We start from the raw sequence: 13,039 nt of genomic DNA, 5'->3' as shown, positions 1-13,039 counted from the left end.
ATGCGCGCGCGTACACGACTGGCCGCCGGGGCGCTCGGCGCACTCACCGCGGCCGCACTCCTCACCGGCTGCGGTGACGCCGGCTCGTCCGGCACCGACGCGCCCGAGCAGGGCGCCTCGGGGGCCGGCTGTGCTCCGGTGGCGGGCGACCAGCTCGTCGTCCTGACCGACGACAAGAAGCTCCAGAACACCGACAACGTCATCCCGGCGATCAACGCGAAGGCGGCCACCCCGCAGCTCGTCGCCGCGCTGGACAACGTCTCCGCGAAGCTCGACACCCCCAAGCTGATCCAGCTCAACCGGGCGGTCGACGTCGACCGCAAGACGCCCCAGGCGGCGGCGAAGGAGTTCGCGTCCGCCAACGGCGTGACCGACGGGATCGCGAAGGGGCCGGGTGGCCAGATCACCGTCGGCGCCGGCAACTTCAGCGAGAGCCAGACCATCGCCGAGCTCTACAAGATCGCGCTGGAGGCGGCCGGCTACCAGGTCAAGGTGCAGACCATCGGCAACCGCGAGCTCTACGGGCCGGCCCTGGAGAAGGGGCAGATCCAGGTCGTGCCGGAGTACGCCGCCACCATGGCGGAGTTCCTGAACACCAAGGCCAACGGCAAGGACGCCCAGCCCGTCTCCTCGCCGGAGCTGGACAAGACGGTCGCGGCGCTGAAGACCGAGGGGGACAAGGCCGGCCTGGTCTTCGGCCAGCCGTCCCAGGCGCAGGACCAGAACGCGTTCGCGGTGACCAAGGCGTTCGCCGACAAGTACGGCGTGTCCACGCTCTCCGAGCTGGCCGCGAAGTGCTCCGGGCAGGCCACCGTGCTCGCCGGGCCGCCGGAGTGCCCCCAGCGCCCGAAGTGCCAGGCCGGTCTGGTCGAGGTCTACGACTTCAAGGCGGGCTCGTTCAGCTCGCTGGACGCGGGCGGCCCGCAGACCAAGAACGCGCTGAAGACCGGTGCCGCGAGCGTCGGCCTGGTCTTCTCCTCCGACGCCGCGCTGGCCACGAGCTGACGCGCCGCCACCGGCCGGCGCCACGCGCGTCGGCCGGTGGCGCACTCCGGGCGGTTGCCTGCTCAGCGGGCCCGCACATCGAGTCACGCCGACCCGTTCCCCTCAGGTGGAACTCTCGGTACTGTGCTCAGCCATGCCCGCCTCGGTCGCTTCCGCCGACAAGCGCAACCCCTCTGCGCTGACCGTCCTGTTCTGGGCCGGTGTGGGGCTCGCGCCGCTGGCGGCGCTCATCCTGCTGGTCGCCGACGGCAACGGCTCGCTTCGCCTCGGCGCCGTCATGGCGATCATGGCCGTCGTGCTGATCGGTCTCTCCGTCGCGCTGCGACCGGAGGGCGGTTCGGGTGGCGCGGCGTCCGAGGAGTTGCGCGAGGAGCTGGAGCAGCTTCGGCGGGAGCTGCGGGCCGAGATCGTGGCCGCCGCTCAACGTGGCAACCAGGCGCTGGACCAGGCGCGCCGGGCGGAGGAGGTCGCCGGGGCGGTGCGGCACCGGCTCGACGCGGCCGCCGCCGGACTGGCCTCCGCGCCCGCCCAGGAGCGCCCGAGCGGCGCGGCCCGGGTGCCGGCCGCCGGGGCGTACGAGGCGGATCGGGGCCACCCGGGCGGCCGTGACGAGGACGAACCGGCGCGCCCGGCGTACTCCGGTGGCCGTTACGGAGGCGAGCACGACGGCGAACCGCCACGGGCTGGCCGCCATGACGCCGAGCCGGCGCGGGCGGCGGTACGCCCGCCGGACCGGCCCGCGAGCGGCGTGTACGGGTCGGCGCGCGTGTCCGAGCTGGCCGCCCGGCCGGAGTCCCGCCCGGTGGGCGTGGTCCACCACACCGAGACCGTGCACGTCACCACCCGGCACACCATCGTCGGCGGTGGCGCCGAGCCGACCGGGTCCCGGTACGGCGGATTCCCCGGCGTCTGGTCGGACGAGGACCGCTCCCGGGGCGGCGACCCGGCCGATCACCGGGGCGCGGCGCATCGCGAGCGTGGCCGTGAGGACCGGGCCGATGCGGGGTGGACCGGCACGGACGAGAGCGGTTGGGGCGTCCCGGCCGGCGGCGGTCGCTCCGGGCACGTCCGCCGGGACGGGGATTCGCGGGACGACGGCTCGCGGCCGCGCGACGGGCACCCCTGGACCGATGCCGGACGTGCGGGCGCCGAGCATCCGTGGGCGGGTGTCGGCGGGGAGCAGGGCTGGTCCGCGGGCGGCCGTCTGTCGAACGACCAGGGCCGGGCTGTGGCGGAGGAGCAGCGACAGTGGCCGGGCGACGACCGGGCCGGCTGGGCGCCGGGCGGCGCGACCGACGCTCCGGCCTGGTCACCGGCCGCGCGGCACAGTGAGCCCGCCGCGCCCGGGGCCCTGGACGCGCCGGCCGGCCGGGACCCGGCGGACGGCGACCACTGGTCCGAGCTGCGTGCGGGTAACCGCTGGGCGGCGGTCCGCGACGACGGGGTGGGCCGGGAGATCCGCCTCGGGGAGCGGCGGGCCGCTGTGCACGCCGACAGCGCGGGCACGGAGTACCGGGTCGAGGACCGGTGGGCGTCGGTGCGCGGCGGCGGGGCGGACGCGAGCGGGCCGGGTGACGGCCGCCGGCCGGGGGAGAGCCACCCGGCGTTGCCGGCGGGCGGGGTGCCGGTGCCGGACGAGTGGCGGCCACCGACCCAGCGCAGCGGCCAGCCGGAGTGGCGCCAGCCGCCCCCGGAGTGGCGCCAGCCCGAACCGGAGCGCCGCGAGCCCGAGCCGCAGTGGCGTCAGCCGGAACCACAGTGGCGTCCGGCGGAGCCGGAGTGGCGTCCGGCCGAGTCGCAGCGCCGCGAGCCCGAGCCGGACTGGCGTCAACCCGAGCCGGAGTGGCGCCAGGGCGAGTCCCAGTGGCGTCCGGCCGAGCCGGAGTGGCGTCAGCCGGAACCGGAGTGGCGCGGCCCGGAGCGCGGCCGGCCGCAGCGGGACACGGCCGACCGCTGGCGCTGAGCGCCGGCCGCCCATACCGGGGCGGCTGTCACTTGTCGATGTCGCCGACCACGAAGAACATCGAGCCGAGGATGGCGATCAGGTCGGGCACCAGGCAGCCGGGCAGCAGCGACGACAGCGCCTGCACGTTCGCGTACGAGGCGGTGCGCAGCTTCATCCGCCACGGCGTCTTCTCGCCCCGCGAGACCAGGTAGTAGCCGTTGATGCCGAGCGGGTTCTCGGTCCAGGCGTACGTGTGCCCCTCGGGCGCCTTCAGCACCTTCGGCAGCCGCGTGTTCACCGGGCCGCTGATCCGGTCCACCCGGTCCAGGCACTGCTCGGCGAGGTCGAGCGAGACGTACACCTGGTCGAGCAGCACCTCGAAGCGGGCGTGACAGTCCCCGGCGGTCTTCGTCACCACCGGCACGTCGAGCTGGTCGTAGGCCAGGTAGGGCTCGTCGCGGCGCAGGTCCAGGTCGAGCCCGGAGGCGCGGGCGACCGGCCCGGACGCGCCGAACGCGGCGGCGTCGGCGGCGGACAGCACACCGACCCCGACGGTACGGGCCAGGAAGATGTCGTTGCGCCGGATCAGGTTGTCCAGGTCCGGCATCCGGCGGCGCACCTCGGCGATCGCGGCGCGGGCACGCCCGGTCCAGCCGGACGGCACCTCCTCCTTCAGGCCGCCGACCCGGTTGAACATGTAATGGATCCGGCCGCCGGAGACCTCCTCCATCACCGCCTGGATGGTCTCCCGTTCCCGGAACGCGTAGAACATCGGCGTGATCGCGCCGATCTCCAGCGGGTACGAGCCGAGGAACATCAGGTGGTTGAGCACCCGGTTCAGCTCGGCCAGCGCCATCCGCAGCCAGGTGGCCCGCTCCGGCACCTCCATGCCCATCAGCCGCTCGACGGCGAGCACCACGCCCAGCTCGTTGGAGAACGCCGACAGCCAGTCGTGCCGGTTCGCCAGCACGATGATCTGCCGGTAGTCGCGTACCTCGAAGAGCTTCTCCGCCCCCCGGTGCATGTAGCCGACGATCGGTTCGGCGGCGACCACCCGCTCCCCGTCGAGCACCAGGCGCAGCCGCAGCACGCCGTGCGTCGACGGGTGCTGCGGCCCGATGTTGAGCACCATGTCGGTGCCGAGCTGCTCACCGCCCGCGCCGGTGCCGACTGTGAGCTCGCGGAGGTCGGCGGCGTCCGTGGTCATGCCCGTCATCGTGCCACGACCGCGTCGAGCGCGACGCCGACCGGCTGCCGCAGCCACAGGTGCCCGCCGAGCCCGGCCGGGTCGGTCAGCTCGGCCGCCGCCGACGCCGCGGCGAGCGCCCGCAGGTAGCCGGCCGGGTCGCGGGAGGCCAGGCTCAGCGGCGGTCGCCCGCCGTCGGCCCCGAGCGCCCGCAGCGCCTCCCGCTGCGAGACCAGGGAGTACGCGCACCGCGCGACCCGTTCACCGGCGGAGGCGACCGAGTCCATGGCGACGTGCGCCGTCACGTCGCACGACCCGTCCGGCACCGGCGGCACCTGCCGCCCACCCCGATACCCGGTCAACGTCCCGTCCAGGGGACGCGACTCCCGCAGATGCCCGTAGTCCACGGCAAGCGCCAGCCCACGCGCAACCCGCCCGACAGCCCCAGCCCAGGCGAGGTCCCGAGCCCACCCGATCTCCACCCGCCCACCAACCCCGCCCCCGCCCTCACCCCCGCCGACGGCGTTGATCAAGGAGTTTGTGTCCTGATCCGGGCCCTCCGCCGCCACAAACTCCTTGATCACCGGGGCGGTAGGCAGGGCGGCCGGGGGCCACCAGTGGGTGAGCCAGGTGGTGTCGGCGGGGGATGGGGCCGGGCCCACCGTCTCCTCGCCGGTTCTCGGGTTCACCAGGAGGAGGCGCCAGCCTGCGGGCGTGTGGACTGCCACGTCGAGCGGGACGTTGTCCAGCCATTCGGTGGCCAGGAGAAGGCCGGTGATGTCCTCGGGGATGTCGTGCCGCCAGTCGATCTCGGGCGGCAGGTCCGGTGGGCGGACCGACAGTTCCACGGCTACCGGGTGGAGCCGGGCGGCCAGGTCCGGCGCGGCCTGCGCGAGCAGCGCCCGGAGCAGCTCGCCCCGGCCCGCGCCCACGTCCACCACGTCCAGCCGGTCCGGGTGCCCCAGTGCCACGTCCACCGCTTCGAGTTGCCGCAGCACGCAGGCAGCGAAGACGGGTGAGGCGTGCACGCTGGTGCGGAAGTGCGCGGCGGGCCCGGCGCCGGAGACGAAGAACCCCTCCGGCCCGTACAGCGCCTGCTCCATCGCGTCGCGCCAGCGCAGCGGGGTGGTCACCCGCCGACCCTACGGGACGTACCCGAAAGGGAGGTTTGCCCGCCACCGCAGCGGCCCCTTCGGGCGGCCGGTGAAGGTTTTCACACCTTCTTGTTTCCGGTCTGTCACCCGGGCGCATACTTGCCATCGACCGGTACCCCCTTCGAGGACTGGATCGCTGCCATGAGCGCACCGCTGCGCCACCGGGCCACCGCCGGCCCGCTCGTCTTCCCGCGTACCCTCGCCGTCGGCGTGCTCGGCGCCGGCCGGGTCGGCGCCACGCTGGGCGCGGCCCTCGCCGCCGCGGGCCACCGCGTGGTCGCCGCGTCCGGCGCCTCGGGCGCGACAGGGGCCCGGCTCGCGCTGCTGCTGCCCGAGACCCCGCACCGCGCCGCGTCCGACGTGGCGCGTGCCGCCACCGACCTGCTGATCGTCGCCGTTCCGGACGACGCGCTGGCGGGCGTGGTCGCCGACCTCGCCGCGAGCGGCGCGCTGCGCCCGGGCCAGGTGGTGGCGCACACCTCCGGCGCGCACGGGCTCGCGGTGCTCGCCCCGGCCGCCGAGGCCGGCGCCCGGCCGCTCGCGCTGCACCCGGCGATGACCTTCACCGGTACGCCGGACGACCTGTCCCGCCTGCCCGGCATCTCGTACGGGGTGACCGCCCCGGCGGAGCTGCGCGCGTTCGCGGCCCGGCTGGTGGCCGACCTGGGCGGCGTACCGGAGTGGGTCGGTGAGAACGACCGGCCGCTCTACCACGCGGCGCTCGCGCACGGCGCCAACCACCTGGTGACGCTCGTCAACGAGGCGTCCGACCGGCTGCGTGACGCCGGGGTGGAGCGGCCGGAGAAGGTGCTCGCCCCGCTGCTGCGGGCCGCCCTGGAGAACGCGCTGCGGCTGGGCGACGACGCGCTGACCGGGCCGGTGTCCCGGGGCGACGCGGGCACCGTACGCCGGCATCTGGACCGGCTGGCGCGGACCGCGCCGGAATCCGTGCCGCCCTACCTGGCGTTGGCACGACGGACGGCGGACCGCGCCGTCGCGGTCGGCCGCCTCCGCCCGGCGGACGCGGCCGCGCTACGGGACGTGCTGGACGGAATCGAGGTGGCGGCCTGATGGCCGAGGTGCTGCACACGCGCAAGGAACTGGCGGCCGCCCGTGAGGCGATGACCGGCACGGTCGGCGTGGTGATGACCATGGGCGCGCTGCACGCCGGTCACGAGATGCTGCTGCGGGCCGCCCGCGAGCGGGCCGACCACGTCGTCGTGACGATCTTCGTGAACCCGCTCCAGTTCGGCCCGAACGAGGACTTCGACCGCTACCCGCGCACGCTCGACACGGACCTGGAGATCTGCCGCCGGGTGGGGGTGGACGCCGTGTTCGCGCCCTCGGTGACCGAGATGTACCCGGAGGGGCAACCGACGGTACGGCTGAACCCGGGGCCGCTCGGCGAGGACCTGGAGGGCCTGAGCCGTCCCGGCTTCTTCCACGGCGTGCTCACAGTGGTCATGAAGCTGCTCCAGCTCACCCGGCCCGACCTGGCCTTCTTCGGTGAGAAGGACTACCAGCAGCTCACCCTGGTCCGCCGGATGGTCCGCGACCTCGACGTGCCGACCGAGATCGTCGGCGTGCCGACCGTACGGGAACCGGACGGCCTGGCCCTGTCCAGCCGCAACCGTTACCTGTCGGACGCGGAGCGGCAGGCCGCGCTGAGCCTGTCCGCCGCGCTGCGGGCCGGCGCGACGGCAGCGGAGCGGGGCGAGGACGCGGGCGCGGTGCTCGCCGCCGCCCACCGGGCCTTCGACACTCCGGACGCCCGTCTCGACTACCTGGTGCTCACCGACACCGAACTGGAGCCCGGCCCGGTCACCGGCCCGGCCCGGCTGCTGATCGCGGCCTGGGTCGGCGCCACCCGCCTGATCGACAACACGGCCGTCCACCTCGCGCCGCGTCCCTGACCCCACCACGAATGCGGAAAGGCACCCCGATGTTCCGGACCATGCTCAAGTCGAAGATCCACCGCGCCACAGTGACCCAGGCCGACCTGCACTACGTCGGCTCGGTGACTGTGGACGAGGATCTGCTCGACGCGGCGGACCTGCTCCCCGGCGAGCAGGTCGCGATCGTGGACATCACGAACGGCGCGCGGCTGGAGACGTACGTGATCCCGGGGCGGCGGGGCAGCGGCGTGATCGGCATCAACGGCGCTGCCGCGCACCTGGTGCACCCCGGTGACCTGGTCATCCTGATCTCGTACGGGCAGATGGACGACGCCGAGGCCCGCACGTACCGCCCGAAGGTGGTCCACGTGAACGCCGACAACAGGGTCGTAGACCTCTCCACGGACCCGACCGCAGCCGCCCCCGGCACCGCAGGCGCCCCCATCCCCAACCCCCTCGCCGCTTCTCCCCGTTGATCTTGCAGTTGCGGCCCTCCCGTCGCCCCTTCAGGGCGGTTTGTCGGGGCGGTTAGTGCAAGATCGACCGGGCGGGCGGGCAGGAAACGCGGTCTGTCACCGGAAGGTCATTTTCGGCTACCCTGGGCGGACCGTCGGGGATCGACGGTCGTCGGCTGGGGGAGGCCGCGATGCGCCGTGCGATGAGCTTCCTGGTCGCCGCGATGGTCGCGAGCGCCGCCCTGACCGGCTGCGCCGGCACCGGCGGGCTGGACGGCGACCTCACCGACGAGTGGGGCGCGATGGCCGCCCCAGGGCCGTTCACCCCGGCGGCCGAGGTCTGCCAGGTCGCCGACTTCACAGCGAGCGTCGGCCTGGCCGCGTACGCGCCGGTCGGCTGCGAGCTGCCGCACCGCGTGGAGACCGTGCACGTCGGGGCGTTCACCGCCGACCGGGCCACCCCGCCGGCGCTCGACTCACCGGAGATGCGTACCGCCTTCGCCGACTGCGACAAGCGGGCCGGCGGATACGTGGGTGACGACTGGCGCGCCGGACGCCTCCGGCTGGCGGTGGCGGTGCCGACCGCCCTCGGCTGGACGGCCGGCTCCCGTTGGTACCGGTGCGACCTGACCGAGCTGAACACGGTCGAGGCGGCGGCCACCGTGGTCACCCGCACCGGCAGCCTGCGCGACGCGCTCAAGACGCCCTCCCCGCTGCGGCTGGGCTGCCAGCGCACCACGCGGGACGCGGGCCGGGTGCAGCGGCTCACCCCTGTCGACTGCGCTGTCGCGCACGACGCCGAGTTCGTCGGCGTGTGGGCCGCGCCGGATCGCCCGTACCCGAAGAAGCCGGAGGACTGGGTTCCCCTCTACGACGGCTGCTTCGGCGTGATCGCCCGCTACGCCGGGGTGCCCGCCGACGCGTTCCTGCGCTACCGCAGCGACGTGGTGGTCCGCCCGCCCGCCGCCGGTCGCTGGGCGATCGGCGACCGGGGCGTGCGCTGCTACCTGTGGCTCAGCGACCGTACGGTGACCACCTCACTGAAGGGCGCCGGACCGGTCGCCCTGCCGCGCCGCACGAGGTAGCGGAGCGCACTGGTCACGCCCCCCGCGCCCGAGCCGAGTTCGCTTCGGGTTGACTGTGCTCATGGACCTACCCACCGTCGACCTGCCGACGCTGCCCCGGCTGCTCGCCGCGCCCGCCCCCGGCTGGGTGGAGACGACAGACGTGATCGTGGTCGGCTCCGGCGTGGCCGGGTTGACCGCAGCGCTGCACCTGCGCGAGGCGGGCCTGCACGTCACGGTGGTCACCAAGGTCGACATGGACGAGGGCTCGACGCGCTGGGCGCAGGGCGGCATCGCCGCCGTGCTGGACCCGGCGGACACGCCGGACGCGCACGCGTACGACACCGAAGTGGCCGGGGTCGGCCTCTGCGACCCGGCGGCGGTCCGCGCGCTCGTGGCCGAGGGCCCGACCCGGCTGCGCGAGCTGATGCGGATCGGGGCGGAGTTCGACCGCAACCCGGACGGGTCGCTGATGCTGACCCGGGAGGGCGGCCACCGCGCCGACCGGATCGTGCACGCGGGCGGCGACGCCACCGGCGCGGAGGTGCAGCGGGCGCTGCACGACGCGGTACGGCGCGACCCGTGGATCCGGCTGGTCGAGCACGCCCTGGTGCTGGACCTGCTGCGCGCCCCCGGTGACGGCCCGGGCGGGCTCGGCCCCGCCTGCGGCATCACGCTGCACGTGCTCGGCGAGGGCAGCGAGGACGGCGTCGGCGCGATCCTCGGCCGCGCGGTGGTGCTGGCCACCGGCGGGATGGGGCAGATCTTCGCCGCCACCACGAACCCGGCGGTCTCCACCGGCGACGGGGTGGCGCTGGCGCTGCGCGCCGGCGCGGCGGTCACCGACGTGGAGTTCGTCCAGTTCCACCCGACCGCGCTGATCGTGCCGCCCGGCGGACCGGGCGCGGGGCTGGCCCAGCAGCCGCTGGTCTCCGAGGCGCTGCGCGGCGAGGGCGCGCACCTGGTCGACGGCGACGGCAAGCGGTTCATGGTCGGCCAGCACGAACTGGCCGAGCTGGCGCCCCGGGACGTGGTCGCCAAGGGCATCCATCGGGTGCTGCTCGCCAGCGGGGCCGACCACGTCTTCCTGGACGCCCGGCACCTGGGCGGCGACTTCCTGGCCCGGCGGTTCCCCACCATCGTGGCGTCGTGCCTGGCCATCGGCGTGGACCCGGCCACCGACCTGATCCCGGTCGCGCCGGCCGCCCACTACGCCTCCGGTGGCGTCCGGACCGACCTGCGCGGACGCACCTCCATTCCCGGCCTGTACGCCTGCGGCGAGGTCGCCTGCACCGGCGTGCACGGCGCGAACCGGCTGGCCAGCAACTCCCTGCTGGAAGGGCTGGTCTTCTCCCGCCGGATCGCCGAGGACATCGCCGCCGGGCTGCCCGAGCAGGCTCGCCCCGCCGAGACCGGCGCCTGGGTGGGCGGTCCCGGCGCGCTGGTGCCGGCGACCGGCACGGCGGAGTTGCAACGGGCGATGACACGGGGCGCGGGCGTGCTCCGGTCGGCGCGGACGCTGGAAGCCACCGCCGCCACGCTCACCGCGCTGGGCGCGGGGCAGGGCGTGCCGCGTACCGCCGACTGGGAGGCGACGAACCTGCTCACAGTGGCGTCGACGCTGGTCGCCGCCGCGTACGCCCGGCAGGAGACGCGGGGCTGCCACTGGCGGGAGGACTTCCCGACCGCCGACGACAGGTGGCTCGGCCACCTGGTGGCCGAGGTGGGCACGGACGGCATTGTGGCCGAGCGCTGGGAGGAGATCCAGTGAGCGCGAGGAGTGAGCCGGTCTTGCGAGCCCCGCAGTCGCGAACGAAGGAGGCACAGCAGATGAGGGAGTCGACGGAGCAGGCGCTGCGCGACGGTGGCCTTGACCCGGAGCGGGTCCGGCGGATCATCCTCGACACGCTGCACGAGGACCTCGGGCCCGACTTCCTCGACGTCACGAGCGTGGCCACCATCCCGGCCGAGCAGCAGGACACGGCCGATCTGGTGGCGCGCGCCGACGGCGTGGTGGCCGGGCTGCCGGTGGCCGCCGCCGTGTTCGAGCTGGCGGCCGAGGTGACCGGCGCGGGACGTACGGTCGAGGTCGAGCTGGTGGCCCACGACGGGCAGCGGGTGGCGCGCGGCGACGTGCTGGCCACGGTTACCGGGCCGACCCGGCTGCTGCTGACCGCCGAGCGGACGGCGCTGAACCTGCTGTCCCGCATGTCCGGGGTGGCGACGCACACCCGGGCCTGGGCCGACGAGCTGGCCGGCACGAAGGCGACGGTGCTGGACACCCGCAAGACCACGCCGGGCCTGCGGGCGCTGGAGAAGTACGCGGTCCGGGCCGGTGGCGGCACCAACAAGCGGATGGGCCTGTACGACGTCGCCATGATCAAGGACAACCACAAGGTCGCCGCGGGCGGGATCAGCGCCGCGTTCCGCCGGGTCCGGGAGGCCTTCCCCGACGTCGCGGTGCAGGTGGAGGTGGACACGCCGGCCGAGGCGGTGGAGGCGGTCGAGGCGGGCGCCCGCTTCCTGCTGCTGGACAACATGACCCCGGCGCAGCTGCGCGAGGTGGTGGCGTCGGTGGGCGACCGGGCGGAGCTGGAGGCGACCGGCGGGCTGACGCTGCCGATGGCCGCCGAGTACGGCGCCACGGGCGTCGACTTCCTCTCCGTCGGCGCGCTCACCCACTCGTCGCCGATCCTGGACATCGCCCTCGACCTGCGCGACGTCTAGGCTGCCGCTGTGCTGCTCTGCATCGACATCGGAAACACGAACACCGTGCTGGCGACCTTCGACGGCGACAAGCTGGTGCATTCGTGGCGCATCAAGACCGACGCCCGCTCCACCGCGGACGAACTGGGCCTGATGTTCCGCGGGCTGCTCGCCGGTGACGCCGTGGAGATCACCGGGGTGGCTGCCTGCTCGACAGTGCCGGCGGCGCTGCGCTCGCTGCGCACCATGCTCGACAGGTACTACGCCGACCTGCCCAGCGTGATCGTCGAGCCGGGCGTCCGTACCGGCGTCCAGCTCGCCATCGACAACCCGAAGGAGGTGGGCGCGGACCGCGTGGTGAACACGCTTGCCGCGTACACCCTCTACGGCGGGCCGTCGATCGTGGTGGACTTCGGCACCACCACCAACTTCGACGTGATCAGCAGCCGGGGGGAGTTCCTCGGCGGGGCGTTCGCGCCCGGCATCGAGATCTCCTTCGACGCGCTGGCCGCCCGCGCGGCGCAGTTGCGCAAGGTGGAGGCGACCCGTCCGCGCTCGGTGATCGGCAAGAACACCGTGGAGTGTCTTCAGGCCGGGCTCTACTTCGGCTTCGCCGGTCAGGTGGACCGGATCGTCGAGCGGATGTCCGAGGAGCTGGGCGGGGTCAAGGCGGTCATCGCCACCGGTGGCCTGGCGTCGCTGGTGCTCGGTGAGTGCCACACCATCACCCACCACGAACCGATGATCACGCTGATCGGCCTGCGGATGGTCTACGACCGCAACACCTGAGGTGTAAGGAAGGGCCCCCTTTTAACGCCTCCGGTAGAGGAGGGGCCCCTTCTTAACGCCGGCTCTTCAACGCCGCCTCGCCCGGAGCACCATCGTGCGGTACGGCAGCTCCACGGCGTCCCGGCCGGCCAGGTCAGGGTGGGTGGCGAACAGCTCCGCCAGATCCGCGTCCACCCGTCGGCGCTCGTCGGCGTCGGCGGTCAGCCAGAACGAGCGGGAGTGCAGCATGCCCACCACCTCGTCCGGCGTGAGCGTGGTCGCGTGCGCGAACTCGCCCACCTCGACCGCGGTGAAGGCGGCGCCGAAGTCCGCGTACCGCTGCGTCACGTCGCCGGCGTTGTCGCCGAGGTGGGCGATCCGGGTCAGCTCCGCGACCCAGCCCACCCGCTCGTCCCGGATGTTCCAGATCGGCGCGAACATGCCGCCCGCGCGCAGCACGCGCGCGATCTCCGCGTGTGCCGGTTCCCTGTCGAACCAGTGGTAGGCCTGCCCGACCAGCACCGCGTCCGCCGACCCGTCCGGCAGCGGCACGGCCTCGGCGCTGCCGGCGAGCGCCGTCGTGCCCGGCGTGGCGTCGGCCAGTTGCGCCCGCATCCCGGGATCCGGCTCCACGGGTACGACCTGCGCCACCGTCCCGTCGGCGGTGAGCTCCAGCAGTCCCCGGGTGAGGATGCCCGTGCCCGCGCCGAGGTCCACCACCCGGGCCCCGGACAGTCCGTCCAGCGCCCAGCGCAGCGCGGCCTGGGGATAACGGGGACGGAACCGGTCGTACTCGGCCGCGGCGGCGCCGAACGAGAGCGCCGCAGTGGGGTCGGTCATGACGGGCAGGTTATCCCGTAA

Annotated in this window: 12 protein-coding genes; 9 read left to right on the top strand and 3 right to left on the bottom strand. The window is 74.3% G+C overall.

What is annotated here, in order from left to right:
• Both MicB006_RS09480 and MicB006_RS09475 read left to right on the top strand, forming a co-directional pair.
• Entirely contained in the window at nucleotides 1-1,005 is a 1,005-nt protein-coding gene (locus tag MicB006_RS09480) for a glycine betaine ABC transporter substrate-binding protein (protein ID WP_073829218.1), read from the top strand.
• Nucleotides 1,006-1,138: 133 nt separating this feature from the next.
• Nucleotides 1,139-2,968 (top strand): hypothetical protein, encoded by a 1,830-nt coding sequence (locus MicB006_RS09475; RefSeq protein WP_116505318.1) that lies wholly within the window; start codon nucleotides 1,139-1,141, stop codon nucleotides 2,966-2,968.
• 28 nt (nucleotides 2,969-2,996) lie between these two features.
• Here the strand turns inward: MicB006_RS09475 and MicB006_RS09470 are convergent, their stop codons facing one another.
• Nucleotides 2,997-4,166 carry an NADH-quinone oxidoreductase subunit D gene (locus MicB006_RS09470; RefSeq protein ID WP_184679779.1) on the bottom strand — a complete coding sequence of 390 codons (1,170 nt, stop codon included), beginning with the start codon at nucleotides 4,164-4,166 and terminating at the stop codon, nucleotides 2,997-2,999.
• On the bottom strand, nucleotides 4,163-5,239 hold the full coding sequence (locus MicB006_RS09465) for an SAM-dependent methyltransferase (RefSeq protein WP_192900276.1): 1,077 nt from the start codon (nucleotides 5,237-5,239) through the stop codon (nucleotides 4,163-4,165). The genes MicB006_RS09470 and MicB006_RS09465 overlap by 4 nt, the downstream gene beginning before the upstream one ends.
• A 192-nt stretch (nucleotides 5,240-5,431) precedes the next feature.
• Here MicB006_RS09465 and MicB006_RS09460 point away from each other — a divergent pair, with 192 nt between their 5' ends.
• The 7 genes from MicB006_RS09460 to MicB006_RS09430 all read left to right on the top strand — a co-directional run bounded on the left by MicB006_RS09460 (nucleotide 5,432) and on the right by MicB006_RS09430 (nucleotide 12,199).
• Nucleotides 5,432-6,361 (top strand): Rossmann-like and DUF2520 domain-containing protein, encoded by a 930-nt coding sequence (locus MicB006_RS09460; protein ID WP_116505314.1) that lies wholly within the window; start codon nucleotides 5,432-5,434, stop codon nucleotides 6,359-6,361.
• On the top strand, nucleotides 6,361-7,203 hold the full coding sequence (gene panC, locus MicB006_RS09455) for a pantoate--beta-alanine ligase (RefSeq protein ID WP_116505312.1): 843 nt from the start codon (nucleotides 6,361-6,363) through the stop codon (nucleotides 7,201-7,203). Before MicB006_RS09460 ends, panC begins: the two co-directional genes overlap by 1 nt.
• Nucleotides 7,204-7,232: 29 nt before the next feature.
• Entirely contained in the window at nucleotides 7,233-7,661 is a 429-nt protein-coding gene (gene panD / locus MicB006_RS09450; RefSeq protein WP_116505310.1) for an aspartate 1-decarboxylase, read from the top strand.
• Between the two features lie 170 nt (nucleotides 7,662-7,831).
• Nucleotides 7,832-8,725: a septum formation family protein gene (locus MicB006_RS09445; RefSeq protein WP_116505308.1), complete on the top strand. Its 894-nt coding sequence runs from the start codon at nucleotides 7,832-7,834 to the stop codon at nucleotides 8,723-8,725.
• Between the two features lie 61 nt (nucleotides 8,726-8,786).
• Nucleotides 8,787-10,475 carry an L-aspartate oxidase gene (locus MicB006_RS09440; protein ID WP_116505306.1) on the top strand — a complete coding sequence of 563 codons (1,689 nt, stop codon included), beginning with the start codon at nucleotides 8,787-8,789 and terminating at the stop codon, nucleotides 10,473-10,475.
• A gap of 59 nt (nucleotides 10,476-10,534) precedes the next feature.
• Nucleotides 10,535-11,431, top strand: coding sequence for a carboxylating nicotinate-nucleotide diphosphorylase (gene nadC / locus MicB006_RS09435; protein ID WP_116505304.1), 897 nt, complete (start codon nucleotides 10,535-10,537; stop codon nucleotides 11,429-11,431).
• A 9-nt stretch (nucleotides 11,432-11,440) separates the two neighbouring features.
• Nucleotides 11,441-12,199 (top strand): type III pantothenate kinase, encoded by a 759-nt coding sequence (locus MicB006_RS09430; RefSeq protein WP_030504826.1) that lies wholly within the window; start codon nucleotides 11,441-11,443, stop codon nucleotides 12,197-12,199.
• Between the two features lie 66 nt (nucleotides 12,200-12,265).
• Here the strand turns inward: MicB006_RS09430 and MicB006_RS09425 are convergent, their stop codons facing one another.
• Nucleotides 12,266-13,018 (bottom strand): class I SAM-dependent methyltransferase, encoded by a 753-nt coding sequence (locus tag MicB006_RS09425; RefSeq protein ID WP_116505302.1) that lies wholly within the window; start codon nucleotides 13,016-13,018, stop codon nucleotides 12,266-12,268.
• Between the last annotated feature and the right edge of the window lie 21 nt (nucleotides 13,019-13,039).

Origin of the sequence: Micromonospora sp. B006 (assembly GCF_003408515.1) — a bacterium.
In the GTDB taxonomy this organism is placed as follows: Bacteria; Actinomycetota; Actinomycetes; order Mycobacteriales; family Micromonosporaceae; genus Micromonospora; species Micromonospora echinospora_A.
Note: the sequence above shows the minus strand (reverse complement) of the source record. Positions and strands in the feature narration are given on the sequence as shown.